Source organism: Acidithrix sp. C25, assembly GCF_904848545.2.
On sequence record NZ_CAJHCI020000006.1, the window covers coordinates 1,407,268 to 1,429,254 of the forward strand.

17 protein-coding genes are annotated in these 21,987 nt (G+C 46.7%); 12 read left to right on the plus strand and 5 right to left on the minus strand.

Annotated features, from left to right (window positions below; genetic code table 11):
• The first annotated feature begins 125 nt into the window (after positions 1-125).
• From ACIDITHRIX25_RS75115 to sat, 8 genes are all read left to right on the plus strand, one after another.
• Positions 126-1,577 (plus strand): DEAD/DEAH box helicase, encoded by a 1,452-nt coding sequence (locus ACIDITHRIX25_RS75115; RefSeq protein WP_201732861.1) that lies wholly within the window; start codon positions 126-128, stop codon positions 1,575-1,577.
• Between the two features lie 142 nt (positions 1,578-1,719).
• Entirely contained in the window at positions 1,720-3,195 is a 1,476-nt protein-coding gene (locus ACIDITHRIX25_RS75120; RefSeq protein WP_201732862.1) for an MFS transporter, read from the plus strand.
• Between the two features lie 643 nt (positions 3,196-3,838).
• Positions 3,839-4,675: an alpha/beta hydrolase gene (locus ACIDITHRIX25_RS75125; protein ID WP_201732863.1), complete on the plus strand. Its 837-nt coding sequence runs from the start codon at positions 3,839-3,841 to the stop codon at positions 4,673-4,675.
• Between the two features lie 916 nt (positions 4,676-5,591).
• Complete coding sequence (locus ACIDITHRIX25_RS75130) at positions 5,592-7,346, plus strand: NADPH-dependent assimilatory sulfite reductase hemoprotein subunit (RefSeq protein WP_201732864.1); 1,755 nt, start codon at positions 5,592-5,594, stop codon at positions 7,344-7,346.
• A complete protein-coding gene (locus ACIDITHRIX25_RS75135; RefSeq protein WP_052605566.1) occupies positions 7,343-7,942 on the plus strand; it encodes an NAD(P)-dependent oxidoreductase in 600 nt (199 codons plus the stop codon). Before ACIDITHRIX25_RS75130 ends, ACIDITHRIX25_RS75135 begins: the two co-directional genes overlap by 4 nt.
• Positions 7,943-8,127: 185 nt before the next feature.
• Positions 8,128-8,673 (plus strand): adenylyl-sulfate kinase, encoded by a 546-nt coding sequence (gene cysC, locus ACIDITHRIX25_RS75140; protein ID WP_201732865.1) that lies wholly within the window; start codon positions 8,128-8,130, stop codon positions 8,671-8,673.
• Entirely contained in the window at positions 8,660-9,316 is a 657-nt protein-coding gene (locus tag ACIDITHRIX25_RS75145; RefSeq protein WP_052605567.1) for a phosphoadenylyl-sulfate reductase, read from the plus strand. Before cysC ends, ACIDITHRIX25_RS75145 begins: the two co-directional genes overlap by 14 nt.
• Positions 9,317-9,383: 67 nt before the next feature.
• Positions 9,384-10,523: a sulfate adenylyltransferase gene (gene sat / locus ACIDITHRIX25_RS75150; RefSeq protein ID WP_082058621.1), complete on the plus strand. Its 1,140-nt coding sequence runs from the start codon at positions 9,384-9,386 to the stop codon at positions 10,521-10,523.
• 633 nt (positions 10,524-11,156) lie between these two features.
• Here the strand turns inward: sat and ACIDITHRIX25_RS75155 are convergent.
• From ACIDITHRIX25_RS75155 to ACIDITHRIX25_RS75165, 3 genes are all read right to left on the minus strand, one after another.
• The gene (locus ACIDITHRIX25_RS75155; RefSeq protein WP_201732866.1) at positions 11,157-11,762 is read right to left on the minus strand and encodes a TetR/AcrR family transcriptional regulator; all 606 of its coding nucleotides are present in this window, start codon (positions 11,760-11,762) and stop codon (positions 11,157-11,159) included.
• A 556-nt stretch (positions 11,763-12,318) separates the two neighbouring features.
• Positions 12,319-12,819 (minus strand): SRPBCC family protein, encoded by a 501-nt coding sequence (locus tag ACIDITHRIX25_RS75160; protein WP_052605569.1) that lies wholly within the window; start codon positions 12,817-12,819, stop codon positions 12,319-12,321.
• A gap of 547 nt (positions 12,820-13,366) precedes the next feature.
• Positions 13,367-13,804: a DUF1003 domain-containing protein gene (locus tag ACIDITHRIX25_RS75165; protein WP_201732867.1), complete on the minus strand. Its 438-nt coding sequence runs from the start codon at positions 13,802-13,804 to the stop codon at positions 13,367-13,369.
• A gap of 235 nt (positions 13,805-14,039) precedes the next feature.
• Here ACIDITHRIX25_RS75165 and ACIDITHRIX25_RS75170 point away from each other — a divergent pair, with 235 nt between their 5' ends.
• Positions 14,040-14,672 carry an FMN-binding negative transcriptional regulator gene (locus ACIDITHRIX25_RS75170; protein WP_201732868.1) on the plus strand — a complete coding sequence of 211 codons (633 nt, stop codon included), beginning with the start codon at positions 14,040-14,042 and terminating at the stop codon, positions 14,670-14,672.
• 394 nt (positions 14,673-15,066) lie between these two features.
• Here the strand turns inward: ACIDITHRIX25_RS75170 and ACIDITHRIX25_RS75175 are convergent, their stop codons facing one another.
• Positions 15,067-16,398, minus strand: a complete 1,332-nt coding sequence (locus ACIDITHRIX25_RS75175) for an MFS transporter (RefSeq protein WP_201732869.1) — start codon at positions 16,396-16,398, stop codon at positions 15,067-15,069.
• A gap of 759 nt (positions 16,399-17,157) precedes the next feature.
• Positions 17,158-18,735 carry a peptide chain release factor 3 gene (locus ACIDITHRIX25_RS75180; protein ID WP_052605573.1) on the minus strand — a complete coding sequence of 526 codons (1,578 nt, stop codon included), beginning with the start codon at positions 18,733-18,735 and terminating at the stop codon, positions 17,158-17,160.
• A gap of 848 nt (positions 18,736-19,583) precedes the next feature.
• Here ACIDITHRIX25_RS75180 and ACIDITHRIX25_RS75185 point away from each other — a divergent pair.
• From ACIDITHRIX25_RS75185 to ACIDITHRIX25_RS000000104280, 3 genes are all read left to right on the plus strand, one after another.
• Entirely contained in the window at positions 19,584-20,147 is a 564-nt protein-coding gene (locus ACIDITHRIX25_RS75185) for an NUDIX hydrolase (protein ID WP_052605575.1), read from the plus strand.
• Between the two features lie 657 nt (positions 20,148-20,804).
• Positions 20,805-20,978, plus strand: coding sequence for a transposase domain-containing protein (locus ACIDITHRIX25_RS000000104275; protein WP_152625991.1), 174 nt, complete (start codon positions 20,805-20,807; stop codon positions 20,976-20,978).
• A gap of 13 nt (positions 20,979-20,991) precedes the next feature.
• Entirely contained in the window at positions 20,992-21,204 is a 213-nt protein-coding gene (locus ACIDITHRIX25_RS000000104280; RefSeq protein WP_052605576.1) for a transposase domain-containing protein, read from the plus strand.
• Positions 21,205-21,987: the final 783 nt, after the last annotated feature.

Here is a 21,987-nt window from a genome sequence, read left to right on the forward strand (position 1 = left end):
TATATGTCGGTTGAGCTCATGTGAGACTCTGGACATCCTCATTTTTTCCGCTTCGTATCGGAATCGGCGAGGCCTTGTCCCCAATGCCGAACTGAAAAAAACGAAGAACAAGGAAAACAAATATTTTGACCACCTTTGAATCACTAGGTGTGGCTAGCCACATCTCTAATCGCCTGTCCGAAAACGGTATGTCAACACCAACTGAGATCCAAGCAATCACGATCAAAGACGCCTTGGAAGGCAAAGACATATGCGCAATGGCAGGTACGGGTTCGGGAAAGACTTTGGCCTTTCTCATTCCAATCCTACAAAACTGTGAACAAGCCAAGCCTATGAGCCCTACCGCTCTTATCTTGGTGCCGACTCGCGAACTTGCAACACAAGTTCGAGACGTCTTTATGACCCTCCTTACTCAACCTAGAAAAGGCCAGCCAAGAATTGCGGCCATCTACGGTGGCAGTTCAATGGAACGACAGATCCGCGACCTCACCCGAGGCGTAGAAGTTGTAGTTGCCACACCTGGACGACTAATCGACCTTATGGATCGACGTAGGATCAATCTTGAAAACATTAAAACCGTAATCATCGACGAAGCCGACCGTATGGCCGATATGGGTTTTCTTCCACCTGTAGTTGAGATACTCTCGAAGACAGCTGCAGATCGCCAGACAATGCTATTCTCAGCTACCTTAGACGGTGATGTTGAAACCCTAATCAAGCGCCACATGAGCGATCCAATTCGCCATGAGACGACCACGAAGGTTCGAAGCATCGACAATATGTCCCACTTCTTCCTTGTGACCCGAGAGACCGATAAGCTCGAAATTCTAAAGAAGATCACCGCAGGGGCTAGAAAAACAATCGTCTTTGTGCGTACTCGTGACAACGCAGATACCCTTGCCGGTCATCTCTACGACGACGGAATTCAAGTAGACGCCCTCCATGGTAATATGCGACAGAATGCACGTGAACGCGTTCTTTCGAAATTCTCCAAGGGAAGAACCTCTGTGCTTGTCGCAACTGACGTAGCAGCAAGAGGTATAGACGTTGTCGGATTGGATCTAGTTGTTCACTACGAACTTCCAGATGACCACAAGGCTTACATCCACCGTTCAGGACGAACGGCCCGCGCGGGTTCCAATGGAGCTGTCGTAACGCTTCTAGGTAGATCACAGATGAGAACCGTCCAAGGTTTGCAGAAGAACCTGGGCCTTCCTCAGCAGATGTTCAGAGGCAATCCCGAAGAGCCAACTCTTGGAAATATCCCACTCTTGGAAGAATTCAATGGCGAGGTAATGGAGTTGGACGAAAGTCGCGCACGAAGTGGTACTGGGATGAACTCAGGACGACGTGGATTTGGATCATCTTATGGCGGAAACTCCTCACGTCCATCGAGAAGTTATCGTTCATCTTCCTCTGGATCATCGGGATCAGGAAGATCCGATGAATCTCGTTCCTACGATAGAAGCAGCAGCTTCGGACGGCCAAGTGACGCAAACGGAACTGAAAGCCGTGGATACGGTGGACGGGGCGGATATGACCGCGAGCCACGACGAGGCTATAGAAGTGCTGGCTAACTAAACCTTTTATTTGTAGTAACTTCAGATCGACGAGCGACCCTTTGGGTCGCTCGTTTTGCTTACATCGCCTTTGTTGGAGGTCATCAAGGTGTAGGTGACAACTAATATTGCTTTAGCAAAACTCAAAGACTAGGAAATCTTGAACCAAAACAGCACCTATCAAGACAACTTCGAACCTACGCCAACCTCTAAAGATTGGAAGACGCTGATAGTCGTGTTGAGCGGTACCTTCATGGCTGTAATTGATTCAACCATCGTGAATGTCGCACTCCCATCGATTGCAAACAATCTCCATGCAACGTCTAGCGATATAGAGTGGATCGTATCGGGATACCTATTGGCATTCGGGCTTATCCTGGTGCCGGCTGGTCGCTTTGGAGATCGCATTGGCCACAAGCCAATCTTCCTAACAGGTATCAGCCTCTTTACAATCGCTAGTGTCGTATGTGGAACTGCAATAAATCCAACCGAACTAGTTATCGCCAGAGTAATTCAGGGCCTTGCAGCTGGGCTCTTTGGCCCTTCAGTCCAAGCGACAATTCAACTTCTATTTATAGGCAGGGCCCGAAGCAGAGCTTTTGGAATTCTAGGAACGATGATTGGGGTTTCATCGGCACTCGGTCCGATTCTGGGTGGAGTAATTCTATCCTTAGCGGGTTCAGCCTTGGGTTGGCGCCTTGTCTTCTTTGTAAACCTCATCATCGGCGCTATAGCCATCCCCATGGCGGTTGTGCTCATCCCTAACAATAGACCCAAAATCACCCATAAGCTTGATCCATTTGGTCTGGCTTTAATCACCGTTGGACTGGCGGCCATCTTCATACCATTGATAGAAGGACAAAGTATCGGATGGCCTCTGTGGACTTATCTTTCGATAGCCTTCGGAGCCATAATATTTATATCTCTGACCAAATGGGAGCAATTCGCATCCAGAACGGGCCGTGAACCCATTGTTGATCCCAAACTAGCACGCCAACGGCCCTTTTCGGGAGGGGTTGCTATAGCGATGGCCTATTTCGGGGCTTTCTCTTCTCTTTTCATTATCATCTCTCTCATTTGGCAGGTAGGTCTAGGGCGCTCACCCCTTGCCTCGGGTCTTACCGTCGCCCCTTTCGCCTTGGGAACCTTAATCTCTGGATCAATTTCTGATAAATTCTCAGCGCGACTAAAACGTAGAGTTTTGACTCTAGCTGCCTCGATGTTAGCGACCTCGGTAGTTTCTCTTGCGCTTATATTTCACTCATCTAATTCAAATATCTCATCCATCACGCTGGTTATTCCACTCTTCATAGGGGGCTTTGGAAATGGAATCTTTATCGCTCCGAACCAAGACTTCCTTTTGAGATCAATCCCACGAAGCCAAGCTGGCACCGCAGCCGGTCTTCTTCAGACTGCTCAAAGAATCGGCAGTGCATTTGGCGTCGCACTGACTGGAACCGTATTTTTCACCGTGCTCGCAGGCCAACTCCCCCACACCAAGAACGGAATTATCTCTCAAGATAGATATATTCATGCTGGAGCGATTGCCTTCTTAGTCAACATAGCTCTAGTCATAGCAGTGCTCGCCCTAATAACAATCCTGCCAAGAAACCCAGAGGTCTCTAGCACCAATTGACACCAAATCAAATCTAAGACAGAAATTACAAGCCATATGCAAAAGTCACCTTATCCTCTAGATGTCTGCCTTTTTTGATCGCGACAATCTAGTGTTTCCTTTGGAAATCGCTCTTTCTTGTCATTTTCCAAAGGATTCTCAATCAATAGAACTTGACATCCCGCTCAGCCCGATAACCTTGCTGAATCCAATTTAGAGAATCTTTGGCACATCATTTCGAATTCTCTCAATCACTCCAATAGAGGTGAAAAAGCAACCCTTGAGAAAAAGTCGCTTAGACCTGCGCTTGCTTGACAGAAAGTGAGAACTTTAGGGAGCCAAGAGCTCTTACACACTTGGCCCCGGCGTGTGCTTGGTCACACTCAAAAAAATCAAATCCTCGGTCGCATATCGCTCCGAGGCTCATATGCCTGATATTCAAGTCCGATGACACAAAAAGAGATCAAGCGTAAAACAACCTAAAGCCTAAATTGTTGCCTTCCGGGCGCATAACCGTAATCAACTTAGGTCAAAGATCTATCTCGATCACTGTGATAGAGTTGGTGTGATATAACGTCGGCCTATATACCTTTGAACTCTTTTAGGTGGTAAAGACAACATGCTCTCAAATGAAGCTAATATGTTCAGAGATCTTCTTCTACAAATGAAACACTCCGATCATCCACCTCAAAGCGTTGAAGAGATACGTGTCATGACCGACTCCGTTAGCGATTTTAGCCCCGTGCCTGATGGTGTGGTCATCACCGAAGCAGAGATCCAAGGGGTAGTCGTTGAATACATCGATCCACTCAATCGCTCTGGTAAAAATGTTATACTCTACTTTCATGGAGGAGCATACTCGGCCGGCTCACTAAAAAGTCATCGTTCACTAGGGGCACGCCTAGCCTTAGCCTCCGAATCCAAGGTAGTAATGGCTGACTACCGACTAGCACCGGAAAACCCCTTTCCGGCGGCATTAGAAGACTCATTGAAGGTCTACTTGGGACTGTTATCAAATGGTGTCGACCCTCAAAATATCGTCATAGGAGGCGATTCAGCTGGTGGGGGACTGAGCCTTGCAACCGAAGTCGCAATTCGCGATGGAGGCCACAGCCTCCCAGGTAAAAGCTTCCTTTTTAGTCCTTGGACCGACTTAACCGCATCTGGCGACTCTCTCCGCCTGCGAAACGATATTGATCCAATGCTCGATGCTAAAGGGATGAAACCAGCCATTCAGATCTACCTAAATGGAGCCGATGCCAGCGATCACCGCGCATCTCCCCTCTTTGGTGACCTTTCGGGCTTACCTCCACACCTTGTCTTCGTTGGAACCGATGAAATTCTCTTCGATGATTCATTCCGACTTATAGAAAAATTCCACGATTGCAACGTAGAAGCAACCCTAGAGGTTGGCGAAGGGCTCTGGCACGTATGGCCAAGCTTTCCAATGCCCGAGGCAGATCTCGCCTTGGAAAGAGTCGGAGAGTTCATCCTTGGGTGATCGCCCGATCGCAAAATATCTTGTGATAAAATTCGCCTACTTGGACCCTCAAGGTTCAACAAAGGCTTAAACAACACCCTATTTTAACGAAAGCCACTGTTGTTCAAGGTAATTTGGCCCGGACCAGAGGGTAAGTTTAGGCCATTCCACAAACTAAAAACAAGAAGAATCTAAAAAAGTAGTTAGCACTTGAAATTGCAACCACTCCAGAAGAGCAATCAAATAAATAACAAGGCCGATACTTACGAAATAGCTAAATAACTCATCAATCTCAGAATCGATGAAACTCATGCTAAGTAGGCAAGATCGAAGTTAAAATCGAATCGATATATATAATCACAGCAGGAGAACCTCCGCTGATCTCAGCCAACATCACAAGCGGCTAGACGATTCCCCAGAAATGTCCGCTTGTATCTGACTCTTAGGGAAAACCATGATAGTAGTCGACTTGGCCGAGCTATAGAGAAGCGCCTTGAATCGTAGATTCAAAAATACCGATAAGAGCGATCGAACCACCTAAAACTAAGATCCTCTACTCTTCACACCTCGCATAGGTTGAAGTACAAAACTCATATCTTGTATAGTAAGTTTGATTGCCACATCAGAGCGGCAGAAGTGACCATGGCCAGAGCTGAGCCATCTCGCGTATGAAAAACTCCGACTCAGCTGATAACTCGGGGATGTGATCCAAACCATCCACTTTGCAATCTATTAGGCCAATAGTGGTTTCCAAGCGCGACAATATGCGCATTCACCAGGATAAATCTTACGGCACAAACGCAATCAAAGCCGAAAGGACGCAGCGAAGTAATCTCGTATTATTTCATCTTGAGGAGCAATTTATTGCAAAAGGCCGTCTAATTATGACAAACCTGATTAGAATTATCGAGAATTGAAAATGCGAAAGGAAGTGTGAATGGAAACCGATATACAAAAGACAATCAAAAACATTAGTGCGGTGGAAAAGGTCAAAGAGAACTCTAACTCTCTTCGAGGCACGATCGCTTCCGAACTCGAAAACGATGACCCAAAATTCTCAAATGAAGCAAGTCAGATCTTAAAGTTCCACGGGATCTACACCCAAGATAATCGTGACTCGCGCTCAACTCGACTGAAGGCTGGACTAGAGATTGAGCATTTAGTTATGGCCCGAGTCTCAATACCTGGTGGACGCATCTCCTCAGAACAATATTTAGCACTCAACCAAATCGCCAATGATCTTGGGAACTCGACCCTTCGCCTCACCACTCGCCAGGGAATCCAATTTCACTTTGTGACAAAACAAGACGTTAGAGAACTACTTTCTCGCATCAACGAGACACTATTAACGACATGGGGTGGATGTGGTGACGTAATCAGAAATGTCACAGCATGTCCAAACGTGGAGGATCCCCGGGTGAAGACGGTCGTCGAAAGAGTCGCCAACGAGATATCAAACCGTTATAAAGCACCATCGGATGCCTATTTCGAATTTTGGATCGACGGAGAAAAAGTAGCTGAATCCATCTCAGGTGCCAAGACACAAGAGCGATCTATCTATCGGGCAAACATGCTACCTAGAAAGTTCAAGATCGGGGTGGTCTCTTCGATCGACAACTGTATCGACGTGCTCAGTCACGATCTCGGGATCGTAGTCGATAACGAAAATTCCCAAATAATAAGACTCTACGCCGGAGGCGGCCTGGGCCGAAGTGGAACCGATGAAAGCACATTTGCTCGCCTCGGTGATCTCTTGGGAGAGATTGATATTGAGAGTCTCTTCGCCTTCACAGATGCAATAATCGAGCTCCAGCGTGACCTTGGAGATCGAAACGATCGGGCCCATGCACGCCTAAAGTACCTAATTGCTCGCATTGGAGTAGACGAATTCCGCCGACTCGTAGAGGAAAAGGTAGATATCCGATTCCAGCCGGCCGAAAAAGACCTGTTCTTGGCCACAAACGATCATCTAGGGCTAACACGAAATAAGTTCAACAATAGCTATGCCCTAGGTATAAAGCTACCCTCTGGTCGAATTGCCGACACAGCCCCAATCAACCATAGGACTGCGATATCGACAATAGTACAAAGGTACCGTCCAAATCTCGCAGTAACCGCCAAAGGTGACCTTATCCTTACCGACTTAGCGTCAGAGATCGCACCAAATCTTCAAGATGATCTTGAAGCTCTAGGGGTCCCATCCCTGAAGCGGCAAAAGCCAATCTTTGTCTCTTCCTTTGCGTGTGTAGCCCTTCCCACCTGTGGATTAGCCCTCGCCGAATCCGAAAGATATCTACCGACATTCCTGGGCCAACTCCAAGATCGCCTCGAGCTCCTTGGCATCGGAGATGATGATATCGAAGTTCGAATGACTGGTTGTCCCAATGGGTGCGCTCGTCCCTACTTGGCCGAGATTGGTATAGTTGGACGGACCAAGAAAAGCTACGACATCTTTCTTGGCTCCGATCGCGAGGGTACCCGCCTAAATCAACTCTTTGCAGAGGACGTCGAAAAAGAGTCGATAGTCGACTCTCTCGCTCCGTTACTAATTGCATGGCGAGATGAACGAAAAGAGTCCGAACGCTTTGGCGACTTCATCTATCGTCTCGAGCGATCGAGACTAACTGCATATGTTCCTGCCCCAAGGCGCCAACGCATAAAGGTGTCGGCAAGCTCGAAGGAGTCGTTGTGATTATCGCTCTAGAGCTGCATTCCCGCGACGTCTATATTATAGGAAGCTCAAAACAAGCTCTAATGCGGGCTCGCGTCGCCATGGCGGAAGGTGCGATTGTTACACTTTTTAGGTACGGACAGACCACGGAATCAATCAATACCGACGAGATAGATGACGATATCATAGTTGTTGATCGCAGGCCCAAAAGACGCGAGCTACGAAAGCCCTTCTTGGTAATAGCATGTGACCGCGATAAAAAGCTAAACCGTTGGATCCATCGCCAAAGCCTCAAAAAGAGATTCCTTTTAAATACCTTGGACGAGCCAAAGACCGCCAACTTTAGCCACGTTGCCACTAGGCGACTCTTTGGCTCAGTCGACATTGCAATTTCGACGAATGGTACATCTCCAGCTTTCGGCGGAATCTTTGTCGACCATCTAAAAAGTCGAACACAAGATACAGACCAACTGGTCTACGAGCAATTTAAAACCACCCGAAAAGAGTTGAAGGAAAATGGATATTCGACCTTCGACTTCGATTGGCGAGAGTTGGACTCCACGCTAAGGTCAAAGGAAAATCCGACTTCGAAAAATCACCACCAGGTGAACCTTTGACCAACGCCGAACCTGCACTCAAATAGCAGACTAAGGTCCGCCAACAAAGAAATGATATGCTACCTAGGGCCCTAATGGGCGAGAAAAACCCGTCATAGTCTTGGAAGCTAAGAATCCAAAGCTTCAACAAAAGAGGTAATTGATGTCAAATGCACAATCGAAAAAGAAGTTACCAGGAAGATAATATGCCACAAATTCCAACACACGCGCCCGTTCTTTGGTTTACTGGCCTATCTGGCGCAGGCAAGACAACGATCGCCAGGGAGATTCACCAAGAACTGACCAATAGAGGGATCAAAGTAGAACTGCTCGATGGCGATGAGATTCGCGCCGTTCTCTCTCCAGACCTCGGTTTTTCCAGGAAAGATCGCGACTTACAGGTTCAAAGGCTTGGATATATCGCCTCGCTCTTGGCGAGAAACAGAGTGGTGGTACTCGTCTCGGCCATCTCGCCATACGAAAGCTCAAGGAACCAAGCTCTTTCAATGTGTGAACGTGGCCGCGAAATCCACGTACACGCACCCTTTGAGACCGTCCTTCAAAGAGACACAAAAGGACTCTACAAAAAGGCGTTAGCTGGTGAGATAAAAGGTCTTACTGGATACGACGACCCCTATGAAGCTCCAACCCAACCCGACCTATTCGTTCCGACTGCAGAATTAGAGCTAGATCAAGCCAAAGAGCTAGTAATGAGATTTTTAGAGAAAGAGCTCGCCGATGCTGGAATCTAACTTCCAAGAAACTAAAGAGATCCTGAGATCCGCCATAAAAGACCACATCGACCTAAAGATAACCACCGGTCTAAATATCGCTGGCACCGTACTAATTGACCTTGCCGTCTCACAAGGGTTCGACGGTGACGTCGTCTTTGTTGATACAAATTACCATTTTAGTGAAACTCTTTCATTCTTCGCCTACCTCAAATCTCGATACCAGAGTGCTAACTTCATCACACTAAAGCCAAAAGCTCCCTTCGAAGACGGCTATTTGATTGATCCAGTCGCGTGCTGTAGTCAAAACAAGGTAGAGCCGCTTGAGGACTTTCTCGCGGCCACCATGCCAAGCGCCATCCTAAATGGAAGGACTCGCGAAAGCGCCTCAACACGAAATACTCTGGGTGCACTTGAAGATGGCAATCCCATCAGGCTAAACCCGTTATATCGATGGGAGCGAAAAGACCTAGAATCCTATGCCAAGAGTTACGATCTCAGACTTCACCCTCTCTATTCCCAAGGCTATCTATCAATGGGGTGCTGGCCATGTACCGCAGCTGTCAAGGCAGGCGAGGACATACGTGCTGGCAGATTCGTTGGCCAAGGTCGCACTGAATGTGGAATTTGGACTAAGACAAAGCCGCCCGCTCAAGAAGCCTAATTGTATCAAATACGACTCCAAATACCACGACACAACCGTCTAAGGTTACTAATGAAAGAGACAAGACGTGAGTTTTAATCCAAGCGACCCAATCGCCCCGCCACATGGCGGAGAACTAATCCACTTTGAGATTACCGCGCCATTTAAGGTAGATAAATTCATCGATATCGAACTTTCGCCAAGACAAAGAGCCGACCTTGAGATGATATTCGTTGGTGCTTACTCTCCCCTTTCTTCCTTTCTCGGACGAGATGACTACCACTGTGTTCTGGATTCGATGAAATTAAGTGATGGGACACTTTGGCCACTTCCAATCACCTTTGTTGTCTCCTCAGGGGAACTAGCTACCGGAACCGCCGCAGCAAAACTACACATTCAGAGTGTTCACGTGGCTACGATGATTATTAGAGAGCGTTTCCCAGTAGAACTCCATCAAGAAGCGCAGAGTGTCTACGGTACCACCGATAGCGCACACCCTGGAGTGGCTACTCTCATCAACGAAGGGGACATTGCCATTGCTGGGGAACTCTTTTTTCATCAACCCGTACGAGACTTTCGTGGTAGCGAATATCTAACGCCAACTGAGACCCGCAGTTACTTTCATGAACAAAGATGGAACTCCGTCGTCGCCTTCCAAACTAGAAACCCGATCCATAGGGCGCATGAATACCTCCACAAAGTAGCTCTGGAGTTGGTCGATGGCCTCTTTATTAATCCGTTAGTCGGCCATACCAAAGATGACGACGTACCTTCTGAAGTTCGAATGGAAGCTTATCGAACTCTCTTAGATAACTATTACCCGAGGGATCGAGTACTCCTTGGAGTTTATCCAGCAGCGATGCGATATGCAGGACCTAAGGAGGCGATCCTTCATGCCCTCTCCCGTAAAAACTACGGATGTACCCACTTTATCGTTGGCCGAGATCATGCGGGGGTTGGAGACTACTATGGCACCTACGCAGCCCAAGAGATCTTTAGCACCTTAGATCCATCTCAATTGGGAATCGAGATAATGAAGTTCGAACATAGTTTCTTTTGCCTTGTCTGCGAACAAGTGGTCTCTAAAAGAACCTGTCCCCATCCAAAATCAAGCCATTTGATACTCTCAGGCACCAAGGTCAGAGAACTGCTCAGCAGAGGAGTGGCACTACCTTCCCAGTACTCTCGACCCGAAGTCGCATCAGTCCTAGCCGCGGCTTATCTTTAATAAGAAAAAAGACAGACCGCCATGTTGTAGACTCACAATCAAAGATCGATAAATCATGGTATTTGGTCAACCTTCATAACCCAACCTAAACCAACGAGACTACCGAGAAAATTTCGGTCTGACATTTGAATTCACCGTCGTACCTAGCATGTTTACTAGGTACGACTTATTTTCTCGACTAATGCTCGTGGGGCTAAGGACGGAAAGATAAAATCACTACCATTCCAAGGGCTCTCGGCTAGGCACACAAGATACCACTTTGGCTGTATACACATCTGAATAGGCAAAGACTGGAAACGCGTGACCACAATGGCCCCAACACGTTTGAATTAGTGGTCCCACTCAATTTTCGGGCTATCTAACATAGCCGCGAATCAAGCAACACTCTCGTAAGGGAGCATCAGGTCATTTGGACCGCATGAAACCATCACCAATGCAGGTGTTTATTTTGCCCACTAAAGACCATAGCTTCTAGCAATGCACCGGAGATTCCCAAAGGCGTTTCCATCTAGGATCAACTAAAGCCAAATCTTGGATAAATTGAAAGCTCCTCCGCAACCAAGCGTCCAGCGATCAGTCCCATCCACTCCGCTCATGCCAAGGCAGGTCAGTTTTTTCTCGTAGGCCAGGCATCTAGTGGTCCTTCAATGCGCCAAAAAATTCACCATAGCAACTTAGCGCTTCATCTAGCACCAGGGGCTCGGGCTTTGGATGGTGAAGACACGCATCAACAATTAAACCTTGAGTGAAAGCCTCTAGAGCAAGTAACTTGGATGCGCTCAAAGGGAGGCCAACAGCCTCAAGAACCTTACCAAGTGCCTCTCGCATCTCACGTCTGTGAATATTGACCAATTCAAAGAGATTCGGGCGATTAGTAGCCGCCAAAAAGACCTCGAGACGAGCCCGTTGTCGCAAAATTCCCTCTTGGGTTGTAGAAGTTAAAGACAAGAGATCGCGAAATATAGCCAACGCTCCCTGCCCGTCGGAAGGATAGAGGGAAGCCTTTTCGTGTACCATGCGAATTGAGATGATATCCACCTCGCAAACTCTCACAAAGATCGCGGCCTCTAGTGCTTGGCGAGTCCTGTAATAATTTGAGGTTGATCCCTCTGGTAATCCTAAGAGTTGATCAACCGCCCTATGAGTCAACCATCGTGAGCCATGGCTACCTAAGACCGTGATAGCACCGTCAACAATAACCAGACGACGTCCATCTATTACAGAGCTTGCAAATTCCACCAGACCACCCCGTCAAGTAGTGATTCGTTCAAGGCTAAAAATCATCGGGACAGCTACACATGCGGAAAAAGTTGAGAAGTCAAAAAAACATGAGAAGTCAGTTTAATTTTCATCCAAACGTTCAAGATCAGTAACTTGCCCTGCCCAAAGAGAGCGAACTTAACTAAAGCTTAGTGCCAATCTGGCCAAAGGTTTCCATAATCAGGGAATGCCGCTTCGCCTTTTCCGGGAATCCTCCAATCAAAACCGGGCTAAGTTCCCATTAACATATTTTCAAAAATCGAATTATGTAAATAAAGCCACCTAACCAAGGCCAAAACAATAGCCCCCTAGGAACGCCGTAGCCTATTGAATAACCATTATATGGAATAAAATAATTCGCCAGCCGAAGGAAAATTATGTAGAGCTTCCTCAGAATCCTACCCGCCCACCACTGGCTGAATGAGGCTCGAACTGATTCAAGGCTATCCGTCTGCGAACTCATCCAGATGAAATAAATCAGTAACTCGATCTAAGCAATTGAGTTGTCCAATAGATGTATCTTACCTACAAATCCCTATACACTGAGGTTTTCGACAACCCAACTATCACCCACCACTTCATCTAGGCACTCAAATGCATTAGCCACAAAGCTCATAAATGATACGTTGGCTATGCGATCACGAACCTCGATCGAAGGATACCTCGAGATACCAGTAAGATAAGTGCCACCATCCATGGAGTCAAAAATCAATGTTTCTAAGGTCTCTTCCCCACTCTTTACGTCCAATTCGCGTGTAAAAACCAAACAACGCGGCGGCTGAAACTCTAAGATCTCTCCCGATGCTTGGCGAAGAATGCCACTGGGGTCGCTATAGGCAATGTCGTAACGACCCCCAACCGAAAGATCGATATTAAAAAGAGCCACCTTGTAGCCGATGGTATCTCCCCATATCTCTATATAAGACGGATCGGTTAGAGCCAAAAAAGCGTGGGCGGGTGCAACTTTCAAGAAGTTATGGTAGATAACTATCGGAACATCAACTGGGGAGTTTATTTGAAGTCTGCGTTGGTACATGAGCCTTTTCCAATCCTTTATAATTGAGCGATTACATAAAATAAATCAGTTCGATAAAAGGGTAAAAGCCTATGTTTACGGGTCTTGTAAGACCGAGTCCCAGTTGCCACAGCCCGCTGCAAAACGTGCCCACTAAGTAAGCTAGGCACCGCGGAACCATTGAAGTGGTGCCGTTTCGTCCATTCGATAGGCAATCTATCCGCAATCTTACGTGAAAACTGCATAGATTGATTTGTAAAATGAATTTCGATTATATGAGATAGCGATACAATTTTATTTGACCTGTGCATATTGAGATCCTTACGTTACTCAACAAAGTAACTATCTCATTTTTATTCAACAAAGTCAAGAGCACCAAGTTAAATATTACCTATCTCCCCAGGTAGGCCAAACATTCCAGATCAGAAAAGTCTCCAACAGATATGAATTGAGACCAATCACAGAGACAGACAACCTAAAATAGAAACAAATTATCTAGCATTGTACTTATGATTGGATTCATACGATAGCACCCCAACCGCAGGCTCGAGGACACGCATGAAGTAGATCAATTTGTGGGCGAGGAGCCATTGAGTTCAATTCTTTTGATCAAATCTTTGATCGTCTGGTCTTGAGCGTCGAGGTGTCGATGCAGCTCTAAACATTCATGCAATATCATCTCGGCATCGTTATAGGTTTGTTCAGCCCTTCGATCTGATGCCGCACTTTGTAGGTTCTGTCCTACCATAATGATAGACAATAAGACCAGCTGCAAAAAGGTCTGAGCGACCCACGCTACGATAGCTTGAATCCCAGTTCGCATTGCAGATGGAAGGCTCAGGAGATCAAAGAGGCCAAAGGCGTAGGCACACCACATCGAACCCACAATCTTGGTAATCCACATGGCCAATTTACCGTTGAAGCCAACCGCATTATCGGAGACTTTTACGGGCTTGGTATTCTTTCGGTCGACTAAGCGAGGATGTGCAACATGGTTGTAATTCATGGAAATATGATAGCGCTCCGTCGGAGCGCGAAGATTGTCCGAACTTAGTTAATCGTCGAGCATTACAAGCCAACTCACAACTACTCGGCATGCTAGAGGAGATGCCAAACAAGTGGAAGGCGAAAAATAGCCATAGTATTAGAACCGATACTAAGTCGAAATATAAAACTCTGGTTTGCCATCGGCTATTGTTACTTAGACAACAAGCAAGACTTCGCATTCGAAGGAAGACCAGATGTATACACCAAAAGAATTCAAACAGGATAATGGAGATCTCATCTTCGAATTAATAGATTTATTTCCACTTGGGCTCCTGATCACAACCTCGGAATCAAAAGTTTCACTCAGTCACCTCCCCTTTCTTTTTGAACGCGAATACGCTCAACAGGGAAGGCTACTGGGCCATTTCGCTAAAGCAAATCCACAATGGCGAGAGCTAGAAGATATCGATGAGGCAATAGTTGTCTTTAGTGGACCGAATTCCTATGTCTCGCCATCCTGGTACCACCTCGAGAGCGTTCCAACCTGGAACTACTCGGTAGTGCACATCTATGGCAAACCCACCATAATTCACGACCGAGGCGAAAAACGCGCAGTCCTGGATAAGCTTACCGATCGCCATGAGTCCTCATCAATAGAGCCATGGCGAAGTGACTTCGATTCACCGACACAATCAAAGATGCTAGAGGCCGTGGTCGCCTTTGAGATTGTGGTGACCAAAGTTGAAGCCAAGTTCAAACTCAGTCAAAATAAAGACGAAATCGATCAATTAAATGTCATCAACCATCTCGCGGCCTCCCCTTCGACTCGTTCGCAAGAGACCTCACTCCTGATGAAAAAGGCTCTGCCATTTAGCGTCCCGGAATAATCCCTAAACTTCAGACCAAATCTACACCCAAGATCAGGACCGACAACCTTGCAAGGCAATATAGCGCCTCAAGGCCCGATCGAAAGGTACCAGATCAAATCGTCTTATCCAACCAAAATGGATCCATAAGTCTTTTATTTGGCTCAACCGCTCTTGCTTTGGCACCTAAGTTTCGCCAAAAGTAACTTTGGTCGGCATCTTCAAATCGACATCGTCAACATGTCCAAGACCACCGATGTTCATCGCCAAAGCTCACCATTTTCGGTTCTCCAACAGAAATGGACTTAATATTTACCGAATAACACAAACGCCACAGGTGGCCACCAGATCGATCTATGGTCCATTGAACGGAGACGATTACCATCTTGCACAGGAATCGACTTAGGAAATCGACCTAAGACTCGTTAGCGAAGTCGATTGGAACCCGTTTAAAACGAAAATAGAGCGAGATATCGTAGATTACCTTTAGCCCTCCAGCCGCAACGAACGGTATGCCACTCAGCGAAACCGACAGCATCAAACCCGCCAATATTGGGGTAACTCCCGTTCCAAAACTTCGGGCTCCATTGGTCCATGCCGCTAGATATCCTCGATCATCGGGCGAGACCATCGCCATTGAATAAGCTGCTCGCGTCGGGACATCCATCTGAGAGAGCATATGCCTCGCCAAAAGCATCGCCACTGCAAGTGTGGCATTTGGCATAAAGGGAACCAATATCAGGAGGATGTTCGATGGTAAATGAGTAAAGACCATCGTATTCAAAAGACCGATCTTGGAGGCCACCTTAGCGGCGGCGAGCGACGAGAGCGCTGAAAGCATATTGGTACCAAAAAAGATCAACCCTAACTGAGTTAAATCCGTATGGAAATTTACTCGAAACCAATAGACGATCAAAGATTGTACGACTAACCCTGCCGCAAAAGAATCCAAGGCAAAAAGAGCCGAGAGTTGATAGACCAGCGTCCTTACGCTTTTTTGTGGCCGATATCCACTTTTTTCATCGATGGGCTTTTCGTGCTTTTGCTCTACGACATCGTCAACAAGAAAATAGATAACCAGCTGGATTACCCCGGCAAACGCATAGGCGATGGCCACCCAAATGAAAGTGTTCTTTTGGCCCGAGCCAACCGAACCAATTCCCACTAGCGCAGCGAGTAAGGCTCCCAGCGCCACTGCACCATATCCAACAAGATTGAACCATGCGTAGATCTTCGTTCGATTGTGACCCGCGAATAGCTTTGCAAGCATGGCTTGCTCCACACCCTGATAGATTCCTATCTCTTTACCAGTTGGCGATACGCTGCCAAAGACCATTATCAAACATAAGAGATATATATCCTGAGTAAAGGCCAAAAAAGGAGTGACTACCGCCCAAAGAAGACTGCTGACGATGAGAATTCGCTTACGTCCAATGACATCGATATAACGCCCTAAGAGTAGCGTTATCAATGCCGAACCAATCAATGCAGCACTATACAAAACACCGATCGAAAAGATAGAAAGCCCTTTACTCTGCCAATAAAATGGCAGAGCAATTGAGATGAATCCAAATGCCACTTCGCGTACGGTACGAGCGCCAAGGAGGGCGATCGCGGTTTTTTGTGGGTTACTTGCTCCGATAGTACTAATGACACTTCCATTCGCTTGCTTTGTCCAAACAAGGCTAGCTGTTTCAAGTTGAAGATTTTGACACCATTTGGGAAATACAAAGTTAACTCTTGGCATGAAAACGGGCCAAATCAGATTCCAATTGATCCATAAACTGCCAATCAGAGAGCAAAAACAGATAAATGAATTCGGCATTCTACGTCGGACAGCTTTGTGAGCCATATACCATTGTCGCCATCAAAGCCAACCCACTTGGTAGGCCGCTCCATAAAATCAGCCATCAAAAGGATCGCATCTGAAAATCTCACTTAACAAAACCGTACCGATAGTCCTTCGTTTGACTCGTATTCGAGAGGACAATCACCCGGCTTAAGTGTCGACTATCGCTATGGGCACTCGAAAAGGGGCTCAGCCAACGAAAATTAGTACAAGAAAAACTTCCCGATCATCGTAATGAGCAAACGATATTTATATTGCAACTGCTGCCTTTGCGGAAAAGAACAAGTTCAAATAAGCCGTAAAAGGCGCCACACGAGCGACTCTCTTGAACCTATCTCTCACTCTCGGAGTCATCGATCAAACCGCACATCAAGCGAAAAACTACGACGCCCAGAGATGATAACCGCGTCAACCGTAAAATTCAAAAACCCTAAATCAACTAAATCCAAAGGCCGCATCTTTATGATCTTAGATTGTTGCCAGATAGCCAAATCAGAAAGTTGCTTTATCATTTCTCGGTGATTGATCCGACAAAGACCACAATTCTCTGACGAACTTCGTTTTAATCAAAACAGGTCGCTCTTTTAATCAGCGCCCTTTGGCATCCATCAAAAGACTATCTTGACTTAGCCATTTGAACTATTTGAAATGGCACTCTCATGCGATAAGGTCGTCGAGTTTCCACGTAGGATGATCATTCTGGAGCCGCGCAAGCCAGTAGGGACTTTCAAAGAGTGCTAAAAGGGTGCCATCGCGCCGAACTCTCACACGAACACCGCCAAGTCCTCCGAGTTCACTGGCCGTTGCTTGGTCAGTTCGCCGAGCGACCTTGTGGGAGGTGCGAGTCAGTTCGACTTCAGCACCAAATTCGAAATGCATACGATGAGAAAAGACGTCGAATTGCATCTCACCAATTGCGGCAACCATAGGCGTGGGATCTCCAGAAGGATCAAAGAGGACCTGTACCACTCCCTCCTTTTCAAGTTGCTCGATGCCCTTTCTAAATTGTTTAAAGCGTCCAGTGTCGCGCGCCCTAGCTAGCGCAAAAAGCTCAGGCACAAAAGTCGGAATAGGTGGAAATTCAACTCGATCACCCACATAGAGCGTGTCACCAATCCGCAATTCGTTGGAGTTTACTAGCCCTACTACATCTCCCGGAAATGCCTCTTCGACGGTGTCACGGTCCGATCCAAAGACCGAGGTCGCATACTTGGTAGAAAGTATACGACCGCTTTCCGCATGGGTAACTCCCATTCCACGTTGAAATTTACCGGAACAGACGCGCACGAAGGCCAAATGATCTCTGTGAGATGGGTCCATATTCGCCTGAATCTTAAAGACAAATCCCGAAAACTCACTCTCTATTGGCCGCAAATTCCCATCTAGATCATGTCGATCACTCGGAGCGGGAGCTAGATCCACAATTGCATCCAAAAGGTGACGGACTCCGAAATTAGTAAGCGCCGATCCCACAAATACAGGACTAGATTGACCGGCCAAGAAAGACTTCTTATCGTAGGTCGCCCCTACTTCGTCAAGCAATGACACGCCGTCTACCGCCTGCTTCCAATTTTCACCTTCCTGGTGGCTTGCGGCCGTTGGATCAATCTCTTCTTCTAGAGCCTCCTGGGCACCATGAGCAGTTCGAGAAAATCTGATAAAGTTGCCACTTCTACGATCGATCACACCTCGGAAATCCCCTGGAATACCAACAGGCCAAGTAATCGGCGTAGGTCGAACCCCGATCTTTGATTCGATCTGATCCAAAACCTCAAGTGGATCGAGCCCGGGCCGATCTAGTTTGTTCAAAAAGGTGATTATTGGCACCTCCCGTGTTCGACAAACTTCAAAGAGCTTGAGAGTCTGAGGTTCAATCCCTTTGGCGACATCTAAAACCATCACTGCGGCATCGACTGCAGAAAGTACTCGATAGGTATCTTCAGAGAAGTCACGGTGTCCAGGAGTATCCAAAAGATTAATAACGTGATCGCGATAGCTAAATTGCAAGACAGTAGAGGTAATTGAAATCCCTCGCTGTTGCTCCATGGCCATCCAGTCAGAGACCGCTGCTCGCCCACCAGAGCGAGCTTTTACTGCCCCCGCTTGAGATATCTGCCCCGAATAAAGGAGAAACTTTTCCGTCAGCGTAGTTTTGCCAGCGTCAGGGTGGCTAATAATAGCAAAGGTACGTCGACGTTGCGACGCTTGAACAATTAGGTCTTCAGGCGTACCCAAAACGCACTCCTATCAAAAAAATTACATGAAAATCCGCACACGACAACCATGCGCTAGACGAGGGTTTAATAAGCTTCAACCACTACATGCCAAAAAATGAACAGCACTAAGAGATGGTCAAAGCGATACTTGCCCATCCAAGTCTGCCACAAAAGTAACCCCAGACAGATAGTGGTGGAATCATCTCTAATTGTCGCTTCCTTATTAGGCGTTGACCAATTGATAAAATATTGACCAATTGCCCAACCTATCGGGCAAACGACCCATGAAACCTATCTTTTACATTGAACAGAGATTCTAGTGGTCGCACCAGACAACAGATCATACGATCAGAGTGCTACACGTCAATTGATTTGGAATTTTCCTGAAGCTCCGAAATGCATCTAAACGAGGCGGATATTCACAAGTCCACCTTATTGAAGCTATAAAACAAAGACGACGATCTTTCGAATCAAAGAGGCGATCAAAACAGCCACTTGGAGTCCATCCATCCATTTCACCAAGGGCCATAAAAATCAGATAGCCTCCGGGTAATTCCAACAATTCATCGGCCAAATAGCCCTATCGGCCAATATTGATAAGGATCCACAGGAAGATGGTTTTGCTCACCTCGCAGTTTTCATCCTAAATCTTTTCAATGGCTGCTTGCAGTAAAAGCTCCTAATGAATTAGTAAAATGCATTAGCAAACCGTGGATTTTCAAAGACATATCCTCGAATTCAGCCTCTCATGATAGCTAGCCATATTGTTGTAGCATAATGAGGATCCATCAACCGAGTTTGCACTCTGAACTATTAGCCGCCGTAGAGACCCGTAAAAGGTTTCAAAACAAAAGGAGATCGCCAGCAATGCCCTGGTATGAAATTTGGCTCCAATCTATCGTCGACTTTGAGCCCATTACCAACCAAGAGAAAAACGCCCAGCACATAATCCTAGAAGAAGCCGAAAAGCGACGAAATATCTTTGATCGCTACGCCGATCCGCGCCATTGCACGGCATCGGCGATAATAATTGGCCCCAGAGGCATAATTTTGCATCGGCACAAAAAACTCCAAAAATGGATTCAGCCGGGCGGCCACATCGATAACGGCGAGAGTCCTTGGGATTGCGTCATCCGAGAGGCAAAAGAGGAGACTGGACTGACAGTGATCCATCCATCAAACGGCCCACTGCTCTTCAATCTCTCCTGCCACGATGCTTTTGATCATTACCATTTGGACATCAGGTATCTCCTTCTGGGTCAAGACACCGAACCGACTCCTCCTCCTGGTGAGAGTCAAGAGGTTGAGTGGTTCCAATTCGAAGATGCCCTCAAGATTGCGGACGAAGTGATACCCGACGTTATCTTTCGCATCACGCAATCGGGGCTAGCCAACTACCTAACCCAATTTGACTCAGATGGCCAAAGATAAGATCAAAGCGACCCTCGCTGCACCAAAAGGTACAACTTCTAAAGCTTTAAAGATCAATTACCTCGCTGGATAAAATCCTCACCGTCAATCTTGGACCGGGCATTAATCTCGGACAACTTTCCAGCGCTATCAATACCCCTTATAGGAGTCGAAAAGGCTAGATAAAGTAGCGACCTTCCTCGATACGAACGACTATTTAGAAAGGTATAGCTCAGACAATCCCTCAAAGGCCGATTTGGCTCAATCAGACCGCAGCTTTAGCCAAATCGGCCAAGAAAGAGAGATCGCTCACCAAAAGGTTGTCCCTATTTAAAGACCAACCATAGTTTTCACATGATGATCGATCGAGTTCTATTTCTTCAACCTTTGCGCAATAGGTAAATCCTTGTTGGCCATCTTGAAACACTTGCCGATCTTTCTGGAACATCTTCTAAAAAGGACCATCGAACTTCCCGAAAAACTCACGAATCCACGCTATGGACGCAAACTCACGCCACAATGGATCGAAATTGTAGGAGCCGTCCAGGTAGATTGCTGACTTCGAACAAGTGCTGCTAATAAGAAATAGAGAATTTAAAATACTTACCCCCAAAAGCCAAATCAAAATATCGCGTGCTTAACAAAAGTGGCGTGCTATTACTGCGCCGGGAGATAGAGATGCCAAGACCCGGGTGGAGAAGACAACCAGATAATGCACTACTCGCTGATCACATTTCAATCGGTGTTCTCACGAGGACGTTTATTAAAGATCTGATCGACGATATCCTCAACGAGACGGATAAATTAGAACAACGAGTGCGCTTAATGCCCGCTCGCATGGTTACTTGTTAAGTAATAGCCATCCATGGCAACGTTCCCTCAAGCTTCTTGCGAAGAAGTAATGCGTCATCTCACTCAAGGTTTAGCATGGCAGGGCACCTTTAGTGATTCTTGGCAGGTCCAGTCCAAGGCTGGTATATACAAAGCGCGGGTGAAACTTGGTAGTGCCCCGATGGCAGAACTCTACAAAAGAGTTGCCAAGCTCCTTGCCATCATCCAAACAAAAGGAACCTTCTAATTAAACCTGGGCCCTAATTGCCATCGATTCCACCACTCTGGACGTATTTGAATCTCCAGAAAATACGGCAAATTTTTCAAAGCCACCAACTCAATCTGATGAGGCAGTCTATGCCAATGCTCGTATAACCGCTATTGGCAAATGCGGCGCGTGTGCGGTAATAGCTGCTCTTCCGGAACCATCTTCACAATCTGAACAAATGGCACTTCGTGAGATCATTGGGGTTCTTACGCCAGAAATTTTATGCTAGCCTGATCGGGATTTCTTTAGCTATGGCCTTTGGGAACAAGCTCTTGAGACGGGTTCTGAGCTGCTATTTGAAGCTAGTGCCAATCATGAAATTGAAACTGTAGTTGAATTAGCCGATGGATCTTATCTTGGCAATATCTATCACCACCAAGATCGAAATAGACTAAACTCGATTCAGCTTCGAGTGATCGAAGGCACGTTCGAATAAAGCCCCCAATGCAACAACCCAGATACCTCCTACCGTCTTTTCACATCAATCACGAATCCTAATCTGGCCCCAGCATCGCACCTAGGAGCACTTATAGTCAACGCTGGCGGATAAAGTCGCTCTTTGAGGAGCTCAAGACCCACAATCCCGCGACCTTGTCTACCAAGAGATCTGGCGAATCCTTGGCCTTCACTATGCCATAAGGGCAACGATGTGGCGGGTCCCCATTTAATGGTCCAAAATTAATGTGATTTTTGGATAGGGTTGTTTTTAGGGGTTAGCGGCTCTAAGGGAAACCCATAGAGCCTTTTGTTAATTAGTAGTAG